This window comes from Phenylobacterium sp. (genome assembly GCF_035309685.1).
Lineage (GTDB): Bacteria > Pseudomonadota > Alphaproteobacteria > Caulobacterales > Caulobacteraceae > Phenylobacterium.
In genome coordinates this window covers 1-14,435 of the sequence record NZ_DATGEX010000011.1, presented here as the reverse complement: position 1 = coordinate 14,435, position 14,435 = coordinate 1, and the positions used below count along the sequence as shown (strand labels likewise).

Below are 14,435 nucleotides of genomic sequence, written 5' to 3'. Positions count from 1 at the left end.
CTCGAGCTGTCGGAAACCGAGCTGCGCGTGCGCGCGCTCGAATCGATTCTCACGGAAAAAGGCTACATCGATCCGGCCGCGCTCGATCTGTTGATCGAGACCTATGAGAAGAAGGTTGGGCCGCGCAACGGCGCCCGCGTCGTCGCCCGGGCCTGGACCGATCCGTCGTTTCGCGAACGCTTGTTGAAGGATGCAACGCCGGCGATCCGCGAGCTCGGCTATGCCGGCCGCCAGGGCGAGCACATCATCGCGGTCGAGAACACGCCCGAGACCCACAACATGGTCGTGTGCACGCTGTGCTCCTGTTATCCGTGGCCGGTGCTCGGCCTGCCGCCGGTCTGGTACAAGTCCGCGCCCTATCGCTCGCGCGCGGTGATCGATCCGCGCGGCGTCATGGCCGAGTTCGGGACCGTGCTGCCCGATGAGGTCGAGGTCCGGGTCTGGGATTCCACCGCCGAGCTGCGCTACCTGGTGCTGCCGGAGCGCCCCGCCGGGACCGAAGGCCTCGACGAGGATGCGCTGGCCGCGCTGGTCACCCGCGACGGCATGATCGGGACCACTCGCCTGTGAACAGCGTCCACGACATGGGCGGGATGGAGAACCTGGGACCGGTGATCCCGGAACCCGAGGGCGAGGTGTTCCACGCCGCGTGGGAGGGCCGGGTCCACGCCTTGAGCGTCGCCTCGCCGACCCGCAGCAACATCGACGCCGGTCGCCACCAGCGCGAGAAGATCCCCGGCCCGGAATATCTGGCCATGAGCTACTACGAGAAGTGGTTCCGGGGGCTCACCGAGCTGCTGGTCGCCCATGGCCACGCCACCTGGGCGGAGATCGCGCGCGGCAAGGCCGAGCCGGGGTTCGCCAAGGCCACGCCCCTGCTGCGCGCCGAAGAGGTCGCGCCACGTTTCATGCGCCGGGGCTCCTATGTGCGCGAGGGCGCGGCGCCGGTGTTTGCGGTGGGCGACAAGGTCCGCGCCCGCGACCTCAATCCGCACGGCCACACCCGCTTGCCGCGCTACGTCCGTGGACGGCAAGGCGTGATCACCGCCCTGCACGGCGCGCACGTCTTTCCAGACAGCCACGCCCACGGTGGGGGTGAGGATCCGCGCCCGCTCTACACGGTGCGCTTCGCGGCGCGGGAGTTGTGGGGCGAGGCGGCCAACCCGCGGGACAGCGTCTCACTCGACCTCTGGGAGCCCTATCTTGAACGCGCCTGAGCCGGCCCGACTCTTTGGCAGCCTGCCGCATCTGCCGCGCGACGCGGGCGGGCCGGTGTTCGCCGAGCCCTGGCAGGCGCAGGCCTTCGCGCTCGCCCTGCAGCTGCACGCCCAGGGCGCCTTCAGCTGGCCGGAATGGGCGGATGCGCTTTCGGCGCGGCTGAAGGCCGCCGGCCCCGCCGACGACGGCTCGCGCTACTATGAGCATTGGCTGGCGACGCTGGAGGATCTGGTGACCGCCAGGGCGCTGGCCACCGCGCCGGAGCTCAGTGCGCGGAAGGACGCGTGGGAACACGCCTACCGTCGCACCGCGCACGGACGACCCGTGGAGCTCGTCGGGGAACCCTAGCCGCCCCTTGCGCGCTCAAGCTTGAGCAAGGGAATTGGCGCGCATGGTTCAATATGCGGTAACGCTCAAGGACGGCGACTGGACCGTCTTTTCCGATGGCCAGCCGATCGAGCGCGGCCTCAGCCGATCGGCGGCCGTGCAGATGGCCAAGGACATGGCCTTCGAAGCCGAAGAGCGCGGCGACGAGGTCGAACTGCTCATCCAGGGCTACTACGGCGACCTGTCCCGCCGGCTGACCGGCGGCCCGGAAACCTAGCCTCGGCCCACCCTAGCCGCGACGTTGGGCCGACTTGGCTTCGCGCTTGGCGCGCGCCTCGGCCTTGGCGGCGGCCTTGCGGTCCTTGCGCTCCTGACGCTTCAGCTCCAGCTGAGCCTCTTCGTTGTTGGCCAACGCCTCGATGCGCGCGGCTTCCTCGGCCTCGGCCCTCAGCCGCGCGGCTTCCTTCTCGGCGGCCCGCTTGGCGCGGACTTCCTCGATCTCACGCGCCTTGCGCTGCGCCCGGGTCTCGAGGACCTCGGCTTGCACCATGGGCTTGGGTTTGAACTTTTCGAGCAGGGCCTTACGGGCTTCAGCCTGGGACGCCAGGCGTTCGTTGAAGCCACCGATCTTGTCTTCTCTCATTGCGACTTTCGAATGGGGTTAGTGATGGTCTGGCGGGGAAAACCCCGCCTCGATGGATTGGGTTGCTATCAGCCGACGATGTCGGCCTCGGTAAAGAATTGTGCGATTTCCAAGGCGGCGTTCTCGGCGCTGTCGGAACCGTGCACCGAGTTCTCGCCGACGTTCTGGGCGTAGAGCTTGCGGATGGTGCCATCGGCCGCGTCGGCCGGGTTGGTGGCGCCCATGACTTCCCGGTACTTGGCCACGGCGTTGGGGCCTTCCAGCACCTGCACCACGACCGGCGCCGACATCATGAAGTCGACCAGCTCGCCGTAGAACGGGCGCGCGGCGTGCACCTCATAGAACTTCTTGGCCTGGGCCTCGGTCATGCGAATGCGGCGTTGGGCGACGATGCGCAGGCCCGCGTCCTCGATCACGGCGTTGATCTTGCCGGTCAGGTTCCGCTGGGTGGCGTCCGGCTTGATGATCGAGAAGGTGCGTTCGGTCATGGGTCTCTTTACGTGTCAGGACAGATGGGGAGCCCGCGGGCATTCCGCGAGGTGGCGGGCTCTATAGCCGCCTCGCCCTCTCTCGCCAAGGCGCTGCGCTGCAACACTCATGACGGATCGGCATGACGAGGCCGTGTCGGTCTGCTATGCACCCGCCCGGTCAGGCGGCGGCGCGGCCTATCGAAAGCCCTGACCCTCCCATTCCCCCGCAGATCCGGCGCGTGCTGGTCCGTAGTCTTTTGCCTTAAGTTCCAATGCTTCAGATCAAAGATCTCACCTTCGACGCCTGGGGCCGCCGGTTCTTCGACCAGGCGACCGTCAGCCTGCCCAAGGACGCCAAGGTCGGCCTGGTGGGCCGCAACGGCGTGGGCAAGTCGACGCTCTTTAAGCTGATCCTGAACCAGTTGGCGCTGGGGTCCGGCGAAATCGGCCTGCCGAAAGCCGCCCGGATCGGGTCGGTGGACCAGGAGCACCCGGCGACGCCGATTCCCCTGCTGGAGACCGTGCTGGCCGCCGACGTTGAGCGGGCGAGCCTGCTGGCCAGTCTGGAGACCGCCGAACCGGAAGACCTCGGCGACATCTACACGCGGCTGATCGAGATCGACGCCGACCGGGCCCCCAGCCGGGCGGCGGAGATCCTCGCGGGCCTGGGCTTCTCCAACGCCGACCTGGCGCGGCCGATGGCGGAGTTCTCCGGCGGCTGGCGGATGCGGGTGGCGCTCGCGGCTTCGCTGTTCGCAGCCCCCGACCTGCTGCTGCTGGACGAGCCGACCAACTACCTCGACCTGGAAGGCGCGCTGTGGCTTGAGGCGCGGCTGCAGAAATACCCGCACACCGCCATGGTGATCAGCCACGACCGCGAGCTGCTCGACAACTCGATGGATCACATTCTCCATCTGAAGGACGGCAAGCTCGACCTCTACACCGGCGGCTACGACAGCTTCGAACGCCAGGTCACCGAGAAGCTGCGGCTGCAGGAGGCGATGCGCACCAAGATCGAGGCCAAGCGCGCCCACATGCAGGCCTTCGTCGACCGCTTCGGCGCGAAGGCGTCGAAGGCGACCCAGGCCCAGTCGCGCCTGAAGATGATCGCCAAACTGCCGCCGGTCTCCAACATCATCGAGGACCGGGTCGCGCCCTTCACCCTGCCCTCGCCCGAGCGGCCGCTGCCCCCGCCGCTGATCCGGCTTGAAGGGGCTGACGTCGGCTATGGCGGCGCGCCGATCCTGCGCAAGCTCAACCTGCGGCTTGATATCGACGACCGCATCGGGCTGCTTGGCGTCAACGGGGCGGGCAAGTCGACCTTCGCCAAGCTGGTGGCCGGCGCGCTGGCCGTGGAGAGCGGGACCCTGGTGCGCTCGTCACGGCTCAAGGTCGGCTGGTTCCACCAGCACCAGATCGAGGCGATGGACCCGACGGACACCCCGCTGGAGATCATCCGCCGCGCCCTGCCGGGGTCCTCGGAGAGTCAGCGGCGCTCGAAGCTCGCCCAGTTCGGCCTCGGATATGAGAAGGTCGACACAACGGTCGCCAACCTGTCCGGCGGCGAGCGCGCGCGCCTGCTGCTCAACATGGTGGCGATGGAAGCGCCGCACCTGTTGATCCTCGACGAGCCGACCAACCACCTGGACATCGACAGCCGCCGCGCCCTGCTGGACGCGCTGAACGACTATGAGGGCGCGGTGATCCTGATCACCCACGACCGCTCGCTGATGGAGCTGGTGGCCGACCGCCTGTGGCTGGCCGCCGATGGCGGGATCGAGCCCTTCGACGGCGACATGGAGGACTACGCCAAGTTCGTCCTCGACCGCGCCCGCGTCGCGGCGCGCGCGCCCACCCAGGTCGCCGAGGAGCCCGTCAAGGCTTCGCCGCCACCCCCGCCGCCCGCGCCGCGCGCCAAGGTCCCGACCGGAACCGCACGCCGCCGGGTCGAGGCCGCCGAGGCGGCTTTGGGCCGCGCTACGGCCGCGCTCGCCGATATCGACGCCAAGCTCACCGATCCCGAAATCTTCACCAAGGACCCCGCCAAGGCCGCGGAATTGGGACGCCGCCGGGCCGCCGCCCAGGCGAGCGTCGACGCCGCGGAAGCCGAATGGCTGGCGGCCCAGGAAGCCTACGAGGCGCTGACTCTGTCCTGAGCCGCGCCGCGCGCGCGACCCGCAGCCCGGCGCGCCTGAGCGTCGCGGACCAGGCCATCCAGCAGGATATCATCTTCCCCCGGATCGGCGATCGGCACAGTGTCGTGGATGCGGGTGATGTCGAGCTCAAGGAAGCCCTCCGGTAGGTCGCGCAGGATGTCGGTGAAGACGTGGGCGACGCGGATGTTCTCCGCCCGGTAGGTCTTGCGGTCGTTGATGGCCGACGAGATCGCCTCGTCGAAGCCGCTCAAGGACACCATGATGGTCGGTTGCTCTTCCGCGATGCGCTCGGCGGTCATATTCCACAGCGGACTGTCTTCATCGATCTTGTGGATGATCGTCCAGGAGAGGCTGAGCACCGGGATGCTCTGGCGCTCCAGCTTCAGCTCGGTGAAGCGCCGAAACCGTGTGTCGCCCACGTGGCGCTCGTGCAGGTAGCTGAGCCGGGCGCTGGCTTCGCTGATCCCCTGCAGGCGGCGGCTGGCCACCCGCATCATCAAGGCCCGGCCATCCTCGTAAGGCGCGACCACAGCCACGTCGCTGAAGACCAGCCGCGCGCGGGGCCGGGCGAAGCGGGCGAAAAAGGCGCCGGTGACGAGCGCGGTCAGGAACATGCCGACAAAGATTTCGGCGGTGGCGATCGAGTGACCGTAGACCGTCGCCGGCGTCATGACGCCGTAGCCGACCGTGGCCAGGGTCTCGACGCTGAAGAAGAAGGCGTCGCCGAAGGCGCCGGGCCGGGCGTTGGTCACCGCGCCCGGCGCCAGCCAGTAGAGCGTGGCGAACAACAGGTTGGCGACGACGAACAGCAGCAGCACCGAGACCAGGAAGGTCGCCCAGCGCATGGATAGGACGAGATAGTACGGGTCGTCGACGCTGAAGCGGCTGACGCCGACCTTCACGGCCTGCAGCCCGGCCAGCTTGATGCGGGGTGGAGAAAGCTTCACGGCCCTTTCGTAGCACGCCTGCACCGGACCGTCGAAGGCACGGCCCGCCGCGAGATACGCAGGCTTGGATCAGGTGATGTGTTTGGGGCTGATCGGGTCGCTGCCCGGGAAGGTTTCCTCGATGGCCTCGTCCAGCAGGGCTTCCTGGCGGTCCTCCGCTGACTTCTCGCGCGCGGCCATGTGGTCGTGCTTCTCGCCTTCTTTCAGAGGTTCCACCTCGCGATGATGCGGAACCTCGATGTGGCGGTCCTCGTGGATCGGGGCGGCTTCCACGGCCATGTCGGCGTTGGCGCCGCCCGAACCGTGCGTGAACGCGCGCTTGGCCTGGGCGGTCTGTTTGCGGTTCATCGGGTGTCTCCTCGACAGAAGTGTCGGGAGGAAAACCCCTCAGCTCAGCTTGGGTTGCCCGCGACCTGCGCGTCCCCGGCCTAGAGGAAGGTCCAGTGACCGTGGCCCCGATGGCGCAGGTTGTTCTGGACGTGGCGCACGCCGTCGATCTCGGCGACGTCCTCGATCCGGCGCTTGTCGGCCTTGTGGCGCACCGTGCCGTTCAGCGTGACCTCGGCGTCTTCGACGATCACCTCGACATCGCGCAGGTCGAGGCCGCGCTCGTCTTCCAGCCGCTCCACGATCACCGCCCACAGCACCCGGTCGGAAGGGCCGCGGCGCGCCGCCGCCGGACGGGCGTCGAGGTGAGGCGCCCGGGGTCCGGGCGAAAAGAACGCGCGCGCGCCGTCCATCCAGGAGCGCGGCTGCGAGGCCCGATAGTCGCCGCTCTCCATTCGCCGGGCGTAGTCCCGGTCGGCCTCGGCGTAGCGGCGATAGGCCCCACGCCGCTCCGGATCGTAGGCGTAGTCGGTGGAATAGTCGGCCTGGCCGAAATCGTCGCGGCCGGGGCGTATCTCGTCCTCGACGCGATAGCCGGCCCTGGCCTGCGGATCGTAGCCGTAGTCGCCGGCGTAGTCGGCCTGCCCGAAATCGTCGCGCCCCGTGTCGCGCAGCGCGCGGCGGCGGCGCTCGTCCTCGCGGTCCTGCCAATTTTCCCGGGCCATGGCGCGTCTCCTGATTGTCACGTGCTTAGGCGAAGAACCTGCGCCGTGCGCTTCGGTTCCCATATGAGTCGGGAACTTGCGGCGGCTCGCCCGCCTGACTCATCGCCCGGACTCATCGCCCAGACTCACCACCCTGACTCCCTGGGCCGACTCAACAGAGACTTCGACTGTCGTGACCGCGCCCAACCCGACCCGCTCGTCCAAACCGGAGCCCGTCGTGGCGGAGCTGGCGCAGGACATCGCCCACCCGCACGCGGGATTGCCGGGGCGCCTTGGGCAGTGGGCCCACTGGGCGTTGCGGATCGTGCCACCGGTGATGCTGGTGGCGGCCATCTGGGTGCTCTGGCGCGAGTTCCACAAGCTGAGCTTCGAGGCGGTGAAGGCGGCGATGGCCGGATGGGGTCTCACCGCAATCCTGATGACACTCGTCCTGTCGGTGGTGAGCTTCCTCTTGATGGGCCTGATCGAGTGGGTCGGCCTGCGCTGGACCGGCGCCAGGGTGCCCATGGGCCCCACCCAGATGGGCTCGTTCCTGGCCAATGGCATCGCGCATGCGATCGGCGCGAACCTCCTGACCTCCGGCGCCATCCGCGCGCGGTTCTACGAGCGGTTCGGGGTCAGCCTGACCCAGGCGGCCGGCGCGACCCTGTTCGCGGCCTTTTCCTTCGGCGTGGGCCTGGCGGCGCTGTCGGGCGCCGGGCTGCTGCTGGCCGCGAGCGCCGATCTCGATCGCACGGCCATCACGCCTGTCGCGGCGCGGGCGCTTGGCGCCGGCTTGCTGGCGGTGGCGGCGGGCTATGTCGTGCTCTGCGCCTTGCGCCGCCGGCCGCTATCCGGCTTCGGCCGCAGCGTCACCCTGCCGAGCGCGCGCGATGCGGCAGCCCAGCTGGTGCTGGGCGTCGTGGACAACGGCATCGCCGCGGCGATCCTGTGGATCCTGCTGCCGGCCGGCGGGCCAAGCTACGTGACCTTCGTCGGGGCCTATGCGGTCGCCTGCATCACCGGCCTGATCTCTTCGGTGCCGGGCGGCGCAGGCGTGTTCGAGAGCGCCATGGCCGCCCTGTTGCCGGACGTCGCGCCGGCCGCGCTGGCCGCGGCCTTCCTGGGCTACCGGCTCAGCTATTACATCCTGCCGCTGTTCCTGGCGGCCCTGGCGCTGGCGGTGGAGACCCTGCGCAACCGCCGCGCCTAGTCGGCCGGATCGACCGTCGCCGGCTCGATGGTGACGCTCTCGCCGCAGCCGCAGGCGTCGGTCTCGTTGGGATTGCGGAAGGTGAACTTGGCGGCGAGGCGCGTCACGTCGTAGTCGATCACCGTGCCGATCAGGAACAGCACCGCCTTGGGCTCGACCAGGATGGTGACGCCCTTGTCCTGAACCACCTCGTCCAGCGGGCCGGCTTCGGCGGCGTACTCCAGGACATATTCCTGGCCCGCGCAGCCGCCGTTCTTCACGCCGACGCGCAGGCCGGCGTAGGGCGTCTCCGCCTTGGCCATGATCTCGCGCACGCGCTCGGCGGCGGCGTCGGTCAGCGAGACCACCTTGGGCCGTTCGCGCCGCGCGCGGGTCGGGGCTGTGAGGTTCAGGTCCATCAGAACATGTTCAGCTGCAGCTTGGCCTCGTCGCTCATCCGCGACGGGTCCCACGGCGGATCGAACACCAGCTCGACCTTGCAGGACTTCACCTCGGGAATTTCGCGGATCGCGTCCTCGACCCAGCCCGGCATCTCGCCGGCCACCGGGCAGCCGGGCGCGGTCAGGGTCATGTCGATGACCACGTCCTTGGCGTCGGAAACGTCGACCTTGTAGATCAGGCCCAGCTCATAGATGTCGACCGGGATTTCCGGGTCGAAGACCGTCTTCAGCTGCTCGATCAGCTTGTCGGTCAAGACGTCGAGCTCGCCCTGCGACAGCGGGGCGGCGACTTCGGCGTCAACGGGTGCGGCGTCATCCATCGGGGTCATGCTTTAAGCGAAAAATGCCTGAGTCTTCGTTAGGGCGTCCACAAAGGCGTCGGCCTCCTCGTGGGTGTTATATAGGGCGAAGGAGGCGCGCGCGCTCGAGGTCACGCCGAAACGTCGCATCAGGGGCTCGGCGCAATGGGTCCCGGCGCGCACCGCGACGCCATATTTGTCGAGGATCTGAGCGACGTCGTGGGCGTGGGCGCCGTCGACCGTGAAGCTGAGAATCGCGCCCTTGCCCGGCGCCTCGCCCAGCACGCGCAGCCAATTGGCCCCGTTCAGCCGCTCGCGGACATGGGCGTAGAGGGCGTGCTCGTGCTGCGCCACCGCGGCGCGGTCGAGGCCGGAGAGCCAGTCGATCGCCGCGCCCAGGCCGATGGCCTCGAGGATCGGCGGCGTGCCGGCCTCGAAGCGGTGCGGCGGGTCGGCATAGGTGATGGCGTCCAGGCTGACATTGCCGATCATCTCGCCGCCGCCCTGGTAGGGCGGAAGCGTCGCCAGGCGCTCGGCCTTGCCGTAGAGGGCGCCGATGCCGGTCGGGCCATAGAGCTTGTGGCCGGAGAAGACATAGAAGTCGGCGTCCAGCGTCTTCACATCGACGCCCTGGTGCACCACGGCCTGGCAGCCGTCGATCAGCACCAGTGCGCCGGCGTCATGGGCCAGGCCGATCAGCTCGGCGACCGGGTTCACCGTGCCGAGGACATTCGACATGTGGGTCAGGCCCACGACCTTGGTCCGCTCGCTCAGCAGGGATTTGAAGCTCTCGACGTCGAGCCGCCCGTCATCGGTGACGCGCGCGAACTTCAGCACCACGCCCTGGCGTTCGCGCAGGAAGTGCCAGGGGACGATGTTGGCGTGGTGCTCCATCTCGGTGAGCAGGATCTCGTCGCCGGCCTTCAGGCTGGCGCCCAGGCCCGAGGCCACCAGGTTGATCGCCTCGGTCGCGCCCTTGGTGAAGACGATCTCGTTGGGGACTGCGCCCAGGAGGCCCGCCACCGACTTTCGGGCGGCCTCGTAGGCCTCGGTCGTTTCGTTCGCGAGCGTATGCAGGCCGCGGTGCACATTGGCGTAGCTGTGCTCCATGGCGTGCGTCATGGCGGCGATCACCGCGCGCGGCTTCTGGGCCGAGGCGGCGCTGTCCAGATAGACCAGCGGGTGGCCGTTCACCTGGCGTCCCAGGATCGGGAACTCGGCGCGAACCGCCTCAACGTCGAAGGCCATGCTCAGGCCCTCAGCCGGTCGGCGGCCCAGGCGCGGACGATCTCGCGCGCCTCGTCCTGGTCGATGCGGTCGATCACCTGGCCGACGAAGGCCTCGGTGAGCAACGCGCGGGCCTGCGCCTCGGGCATGCCGCGCTGGCGGGCGTAGAACAGGGCGTCCTCGTCCAGCGCGCCCACCGTATTGCCGTGCGCGCAGGCCACGTCGTCGGCGTAGATTTCGAGCTCGGGCTTGGCGTCGACCTCGGCGCGCTCCGATAGGATCAGCGCATGGTGGCCCATCTTGGCGTCCGTGCCGTCAGCGCCTTCGGCGACCACGATCCGGCCCTGGAAGACGCCGCGGGCCTGGTCCCGCACCACGCCCTTGGTGAGCTGTTCGGTGACGCCGTCGAGTCCATCGTGCGTGACCACGGTCGTGAGGTCCGCGTGTGCCTTGTCGGCCAGCAGATAGACGCCGTCGAGGCGCAGGCTGGCGTGGCCGCCCGGGTGGCTGACGCGGGTCTCGATCCGTTGGCGGCGGCCGCCGGAGGTCGCGACCGTCTGGGCGAAATCGGACTTGGCGGCGAGCGAGACCTCGGCCTGGCTCACCGTGACGCCGCCGGGGCTGTCGGCGGCCAGCACCAGGCGCTCGACGCTGGCGCCTTCGGCGAGCGCGATCGCGAGCGTGGTCTGGGAGAGGTAGCCGCCCTCGCCTTCGTAGGTCTCGAAAAGCTGCAGGCGCGCGCCGGCGGCCACATTGATCGTCACCCGGGCCGCATGGGCGCCGTCGCCGCGCGAGACGATCCGCAGCGCCACCCAGGCGGTCTCGCCCGCCGGCACGTCGATCTTCGCCTCGCCGGCGCCGTTCACGATGGCGACGACGCGGGTGACGAGCTCGTCGAACGGCCCGACGGCCAAGTCGCCCTCGAAGGCGGGCGACGGGCCGGGCAGGATGCGGATCAGGCCGCGCAGGTCGGTCCAGCGCCAGTCCTCGTCGCGCTTGGACGGCAGCTCGGTGACATCGCGGTCGCGTATGGCGGCGGTGACGCTCAAGCCGCGGCCTTCTCGTAGCGTTCGTAGCCGCCAGCTTCCAGCTCGTGCGCCAGTTCGGGGCCGCCGGAGGCGACGATCCGGCCGCCGGCCAGCACGTGGACGCGGTCCGGTTTGATGTAGTCGAGCAGCCGCTGGTAGTGGGTGATCACCAGCATGGCGCGGTCGGGGCCGCGCAGCGCGTTGACGCCTTCGGAGACGATGCGCAGGGCGTCGATGTCCAGGCCGCTGTCGGTCTCGTCGAGGATGAGGAAGCGGGGCGAAAGCATCGCCATCTGAAGGATTTCCATCCGCTTCTTCTCACCGCCGGAGAAGCCGACGTTGAGCGCGCGCTTCAGCATCTCGAAGTCGATCTTCAGCGCCGCGGCCTTCTCACGCGCCAGCTTCAGAAAGGCGGGCGCGGCGATCTCGTCCTCGCCGCGGGCGCGGCGCTGGGCGTTCAGCGCGGTGCGGATGAAGGTCAGCGCGGGGACGCCCGGGATTTCCAACGGATACTGGAACGACAGGAAGACACCGCGCGCGGCCCGCTCGTCGGGCGCCAAGGCCAGCAGGTCCTCGCCGTCGAGCGTCGCGGTCCCAGCGGTCACCTCATAGCCGTCACGGCCGGTCAGTACGTAGGAGAGCGTCGACTTGCCCGCTCCGTTCGGCCCCATGATGGCGTGCACCTGACCGGCCGGAACCTCCAGGGTCAGGCCCTTGAGGATCTCCTTGCCATCGACGGCGGCGTGCAGGTTTGAAACGCTCAACATCATGGAGCTAGTCACCCTTAGTCAAAGCAGTTGTCAGACGTTGAGCTACTCGGACATCCTTGGGGATGCCCTGGAGCGTTCCGACAATCTCATGGGCCGCTCGGGCGACGGAAGCGGCTTCCACATTGCCCAAATCGACTTGAACGTAGGCCTGGGCAAAGAAATAGCCGGCAGCCTTCTCAGCCTTGTATTTTGGCTCTCCGACGCTCTTGGTCAGATATTCCTCAACCTTGGGCCAATCCTCGCACGGGATGCGATTTTCAATTTCAAACTGAAGAACGATGGCAAGGCAGTTCACCGCCGCTTGCATTGGCGAGAGGCCTTGTTTCCGAAAATCTTCGATCCCGAGTTTGAGTTTTGGCCAGGACTTCGTGATCTCCGACAGATAGGCGTCCTGCAGCCCGAAGCCGAGAAGGTAGCTCATGTCTTCATGAACCTCCTTCCGATACCGCAGCGATCTAAGAACGCCCAACATTCAACGAAACTCATCGGCGAGAAATTGGGCCATGACCGTGAGCGCCTCGGCCACGGTGTCGACCTGCTCGCGCTTGCGGGGCGCGCTGGCGCCGGGAAGCGTCGAGCGCTTGTCGGCGGCGGTGACGCTGGCGTGGCCGGCCTCGAAATAGGCGGCGATGCGGAAATCCACATGGTCGAGGGAGACGGTGTACCGGCGCCGATCCAGCACCAGGCCCTTGTCGGCCAGGAACAGGGCGTCAGCGCGCAGCGCGGCCTCCAGTTCCTCGGCGCGGGCCAGGTCCTGTTCCTGCTGGCGGCGCTCGGCGTCCTCCCGCTCGCGGCGAGCCTCTTCGCGGCGCGCCTGCTCGGCCTCGTAGGCCGCGGCGAGCGAGAGCGTGGCGGGCTTGGTCTTCGAGCTCATCCGACGCTCCCTTCCAGGCTGATCGCCACCAGCTTCTGGGCTTCGACCGCGAACTCCATGGGCAGTTCCTGCAGCACGTCCTTGACGAAGCCGTTGACCAGCAATTGCACCGCCTCCTCCTGGGAAAGGCCGCGCTGCATCACGTAGAACAGCTGGTCTTCCGACAGGCGCGTGGTCGTCGCCTCGTGCTCGAACTTCGACTGGCCGTTGCGGGCCTCGATGTAAGGCACGGTGTGGGCGGCGCAGTGCTTGCCGATCAGCAGGCTGTCGCACTGGGTGAAGTTGCGCGCGCCCTTGGCCTTCGGGTGCGCCGAGACCAGGCCGCGATAGGTGTTCGACGAGCGCCCGGCGCTGATCCCCTTGGAGATGATCCGTGAGCGGGTGTTGGCGCCCAGGTGGATCATCTTAGTGCCGGTGTCGGCCTGCTGGCGGCCGTTGGTGATGGCGATGGAATAGAACTCGCCGCTGCTGCCGTCGCCGCGCAGGACGCAGGAGGGGTACTTCCAGGTGATCGCCGAGCCGGTCTCGACCTGGGTCCAGCTGACCTTGGAGCGGTCGCCCCGGCAGTCGGCCCGCTTGGTGACGAAGTTGTAGATGCCGCCCTTGCCGGTCTCCGGATCGCCTGGGTACCAGTTCTGCACCGTGGAGTATTTGATCTCGGCGTCGTCCAGCACGACCAGCTCGACGACCGCGGCGTGCAGCTGGTTCTCGTCGCGCATCGGGGCCGTGCAGCCCTCGAGATAGGACACGTAAGCCCGCTCGTCGGCGATGATCAAGGTGCGCTCGAACTGGCCGGAATTCTCGGCGTTGATGCGGAAATAGGTGGAGAGCTCCATCGGGCAGCGCACGCCCGGCGGCACGTAGACGAAGCTGCCGTCGGAGAAGACCGCCGCGTTCAGGCAGGCGAAATAGTTGTCGCTGACGGGCACCACCGAGCCAAGGTACTTGCGCACCAGCTCCGGGTGCTCGCGGATCGCCTCGCTCATCGAGCAGAAGATCACCCCGACCTGGGCCAGTTCCTTCTTGAAGGTGGTGACCACGCTGACGCTGTCGAACACCGCGTCGACCGCATAGCGCGGCGCGCCGGCGACGCCCGCCAGCACCTCCTGTTCGCGCAGCGGGATGCCGAGCTTCTTGTAGGTCTCCAGGATATCCGGATCGACCTCGTCGAGGCTGTTCAGCACCGTCTTGGGCTTGGGCGCGGCGTAGTAGTAGCTGTCCTGGTAGTCGATCTTCGGGAAGTTGACCTTCGCCCAGTCGGGCTCGTCCATCGCCTGCCAGCGTTCGAAGGCGTCGAGGCGCCAGGCCAGCATCCACTCCGGCTCGTTCTTCTTGGCCGAGATGTCGCGCACGACATCCTCCGACAAGCCCCGCCGCGCGGACGCGCCCGCCACGTCGGAGTCGGCCCAGCCGAACTTGTATCGATCAAGCCCCTCGAGCTCGGGGTGCGCGATTGCCGTCATGGGGAGACGCTTCCGGACTCAGCTGTTGTTTCGGTGGCGGCGATGGCCTCAGGCAGGTTTCCTGTGGTCTGCTGTCGCCCCGCACTGGCGCCCGCGAGAAGAGCGAGGACTTCGCCGATGGCGAGTCGCTGGCTGGTGGGTTCGTGCAGCGGGAGGTGGGCGTGGATCTGGTAGCGGTTGCGGCGGCCGTCTTTCTGCTTGACGGTATAGCCGACCGCGGTCAGGTCGCTGATGATGCCGTAGGCGCTGCGCTCGGTGATGCCCACCGTGGCCGCGATGTCGCGCAGCCGCACGCCCGGGTCATGTGCGATGCACAGCAGCACCCGGCC

At 68.2% G+C, this 14,435-nt stretch carries 20 protein-coding genes; 6 read left to right on the top strand and 14 right to left on the bottom strand.

The window, feature by feature from the left end:
• The 4 genes from nthA to VKQ35_RS02420 form a co-directional block, all read left to right on the top strand.
• Positions 1 to 570: nitrile hydratase subunit alpha (gene nthA / locus VKQ35_RS02435; RefSeq protein WP_324358460.1), on the top strand; the 570-nt coding region annotated here is incomplete at its 5' end.
• Positions 567 to 1,217 carry a nitrile hydratase subunit beta gene (nthB, locus tag VKQ35_RS02430; protein ID WP_324358459.1) on the top strand — a complete coding sequence of 217 codons (651 nt, stop codon included), beginning with the start codon at positions 567 to 569 and terminating at the stop codon, positions 1,215 to 1,217. The genes nthA and nthB, both read left to right, overlap by 4 nt.
• Entirely contained in the window at positions 1,204 to 1,566 is a 363-nt protein-coding gene (locus VKQ35_RS02425; RefSeq protein ID WP_324358458.1) for a nitrile hydratase accessory protein, read from the top strand. Before nthB ends, VKQ35_RS02425 begins: the two co-directional genes overlap by 14 nt.
• A gap of 43 nt (positions 1,567 to 1,609) precedes the next feature.
• Positions 1,610 to 1,822, top strand: a complete 213-nt coding sequence (locus tag VKQ35_RS02420; RefSeq protein ID WP_324358457.1) for a hypothetical protein — start codon at positions 1,610 to 1,612, stop codon at positions 1,820 to 1,822.
• A 12-nt stretch (positions 1,823 to 1,834) separates the two neighbouring features.
• Here the strand turns inward: VKQ35_RS02420 and VKQ35_RS02415 are convergent, their stop codons facing one another.
• Positions 1,835 to 2,188: a DUF6481 family protein gene (locus tag VKQ35_RS02415; protein WP_324358456.1), complete on the bottom strand. Its 354-nt coding sequence runs from the start codon at positions 2,186 to 2,188 to the stop codon at positions 1,835 to 1,837.
• 68 nt (positions 2,189 to 2,256) lie between these two features.
• A complete protein-coding gene (ndk, locus tag VKQ35_RS02410; protein WP_324358455.1) occupies positions 2,257 to 2,676 on the bottom strand; it encodes a nucleoside-diphosphate kinase in 420 nt (139 codons plus the stop codon).
• 254 nt (positions 2,677 to 2,930) lie between these two features.
• On the opposite strand from ndk, the gene VKQ35_RS02405 reads away from it, so the two are divergent.
• Positions 2,931 to 4,814 (top strand): ABC-F family ATP-binding cassette domain-containing protein, encoded by a 1,884-nt coding sequence (locus tag VKQ35_RS02405; protein ID WP_324358454.1) that lies wholly within the window; start codon positions 2,931 to 2,933, stop codon positions 4,812 to 4,814.
• On the opposite strand, the gene VKQ35_RS02400 is transcribed toward VKQ35_RS02405, so the two are convergent.
• From VKQ35_RS02400 to VKQ35_RS02390, 3 genes are all read right to left on the bottom strand, one after another.
• A complete protein-coding gene (locus VKQ35_RS02400; RefSeq protein ID WP_324358453.1) occupies positions 4,790 to 5,761 on the bottom strand; it encodes an ion channel in 972 nt (323 codons plus the stop codon). The two genes, VKQ35_RS02405 and VKQ35_RS02400, sit on opposite strands and share 25 nt — an antisense overlap.
• 69 nt (positions 5,762 to 5,830) lie before the next feature.
• Positions 5,831 to 6,109, bottom strand: coding sequence for a hypothetical protein (locus VKQ35_RS02395; RefSeq protein ID WP_324358452.1), 279 nt, complete (start codon positions 6,107 to 6,109; stop codon positions 5,831 to 5,833).
• Positions 6,110 to 6,189: 80 nt separating this feature from the next.
• Positions 6,190 to 6,813, bottom strand: coding sequence for a BON domain-containing protein (locus VKQ35_RS02390; RefSeq protein ID WP_324358451.1), 624 nt, complete (start codon positions 6,811 to 6,813; stop codon positions 6,190 to 6,192).
• Positions 6,814 to 6,985: 172 nt separating this feature from the next.
• Between VKQ35_RS02390 and VKQ35_RS02385 the strand changes: the two genes are divergently transcribed.
• Positions 6,986 to 8,005: a lysylphosphatidylglycerol synthase domain-containing protein gene (locus tag VKQ35_RS02385; RefSeq protein ID WP_324358450.1), complete on the top strand. Its 1,020-nt coding sequence runs from the start codon at positions 6,986 to 6,988 to the stop codon at positions 8,003 to 8,005.
• Here the strand turns inward: VKQ35_RS02385 and VKQ35_RS02380 are convergent.
• From VKQ35_RS02380 to VKQ35_RS02340, 9 genes are all read right to left on the bottom strand, one after another.
• Positions 8,002 to 8,403 (bottom strand): iron-sulfur cluster assembly accessory protein, encoded by a 402-nt coding sequence (locus VKQ35_RS02380; protein WP_324358449.1) that lies wholly within the window; start codon positions 8,401 to 8,403, stop codon positions 8,002 to 8,004. The two genes, VKQ35_RS02385 and VKQ35_RS02380, sit on opposite strands and share 4 nt — an antisense overlap.
• A complete protein-coding gene (locus VKQ35_RS02375) occupies positions 8,403 to 8,765 on the bottom strand; it encodes an SUF system Fe-S cluster assembly protein (protein ID WP_324358448.1) in 363 nt (120 codons plus the stop codon). Before VKQ35_RS02375 ends, VKQ35_RS02380 begins: the two co-directional genes overlap by 1 nt.
• Before the next feature lie 12 nt (positions 8,766 to 8,777).
• Entirely contained in the window at positions 8,778 to 9,992 is a 1,215-nt protein-coding gene (locus tag VKQ35_RS02370) for a cysteine desulfurase (protein ID WP_324358447.1), read from the bottom strand.
• A 2-nt stretch (positions 9,993 to 9,994) separates the two neighbouring features.
• Positions 9,995 to 11,020 (bottom strand): Fe-S cluster assembly protein SufD, encoded by a 1,026-nt coding sequence (gene sufD / locus VKQ35_RS02365; RefSeq protein WP_324358446.1) that lies wholly within the window; start codon positions 11,018 to 11,020, stop codon positions 9,995 to 9,997.
• A complete protein-coding gene (gene sufC / locus VKQ35_RS02360) occupies positions 11,017 to 11,766 on the bottom strand; it encodes a Fe-S cluster assembly ATPase SufC (RefSeq protein ID WP_324358445.1) in 750 nt (249 codons plus the stop codon). Before sufC ends, sufD begins: the two co-directional genes overlap by 4 nt.
• Before the next feature lie 7 nt (positions 11,767 to 11,773).
• Positions 11,774 to 12,190, bottom strand: a complete 417-nt coding sequence (locus tag VKQ35_RS02355; protein ID WP_324358444.1) for a hypothetical protein — start codon at positions 12,188 to 12,190, stop codon at positions 11,774 to 11,776.
• 51 nt (positions 12,191 to 12,241) lie between these two features.
• A complete protein-coding gene (locus VKQ35_RS02350) occupies positions 12,242 to 12,643 on the bottom strand; it encodes a hypothetical protein (RefSeq protein WP_324358443.1) in 402 nt (133 codons plus the stop codon).
• Complete coding sequence (gene sufB / locus VKQ35_RS02345; protein ID WP_324358442.1) at positions 12,640 to 14,106, bottom strand: Fe-S cluster assembly protein SufB; 1,467 nt, start codon at positions 14,104 to 14,106, stop codon at positions 12,640 to 12,642. Before sufB ends, VKQ35_RS02350 begins: the two co-directional genes overlap by 4 nt.
• A partial coding sequence (locus tag VKQ35_RS02340) for a hypothetical protein (protein ID WP_324358441.1) occupies positions 14,103 to 14,435 on the bottom strand: 333 nt, incomplete at its 5' end. The genes sufB and VKQ35_RS02340, both read right to left, overlap by 4 nt.

What these genes read in the sequence shown, in the direction of transcription:
- VKQ35_RS02420 (WP_324358457.1), top strand. Translation starts at nt 1,610, where the DNA reads ATGGTTCAATATGCGGTAACGCTCAAGGACGGCGACTGGACCGTCTTT.
- VKQ35_RS02415 (WP_324358456.1), bottom strand. Translation starts at nt 2,188, where the DNA reads ATGAGAGAAGACAAGATCGGTGGCTTCAACGAACGCCTGGCGTCCCAG.
- ndk (WP_324358455.1), bottom strand. Translation starts at nt 2,676, where the DNA reads ATGACCGAACGCACCTTCTCGATCATCAAGCCGGACGCCACCCAGCGG.
- VKQ35_RS02405 (WP_324358454.1), top strand. Translation starts at nt 2,931, where the DNA reads ATGCTTCAGATCAAAGATCTCACCTTCGACGCCTGGGGCCGCCGGTTC.
- VKQ35_RS02395 (WP_324358452.1), bottom strand. Translation starts at nt 6,109, where the DNA reads ATGAACCGCAAACAGACCGCCCAGGCCAAGCGCGCGTTCACGCACGGT.
- VKQ35_RS02390 (WP_324358451.1), bottom strand. Translation starts at nt 6,813, where the DNA reads ATGGCCCGGGAAAATTGGCAGGACCGCGAGGACGAGCGCCGCCGCCGC.
- VKQ35_RS02380 (WP_324358449.1), bottom strand. Translation starts at nt 8,403, where the DNA reads ATGGACCTGAACCTCACAGCCCCGACCCGCGCGCGGCGCGAACGGCCC.
- VKQ35_RS02375 (WP_324358448.1), bottom strand. Translation starts at nt 8,765, where the DNA reads ATGGATGACGCCGCACCCGTTGACGCCGAAGTCGCCGCCCCGCTGTCG.
- VKQ35_RS02370 (WP_324358447.1), bottom strand. Translation starts at nt 9,992, where the DNA reads ATGGCCTTCGACGTTGAGGCGGTTCGCGCCGAGTTCCCGATCCTGGGA.
- sufC (WP_324358445.1), bottom strand. Translation starts at nt 11,766, where the DNA reads ATGTTGAGCGTTTCAAACCTGCACGCCGCCGTCGATGGCAAGGAGATC.
- VKQ35_RS02355 (WP_324358444.1), bottom strand. Translation starts at nt 12,190, where the DNA reads ATGAGCTACCTTCTCGGCTTCGGGCTGCAGGACGCCTATCTGTCGGAG.
- VKQ35_RS02350 (WP_324358443.1), bottom strand. Translation starts at nt 12,643, where the DNA reads ATGAGCTCGAAGACCAAGCCCGCCACGCTCTCGCTCGCCGCGGCCTAC.
- sufB (WP_324358442.1), bottom strand. Translation starts at nt 14,106, where the DNA reads ATGACGGCAATCGCGCACCCCGAGCTCGAGGGGCTTGATCGATACAAG.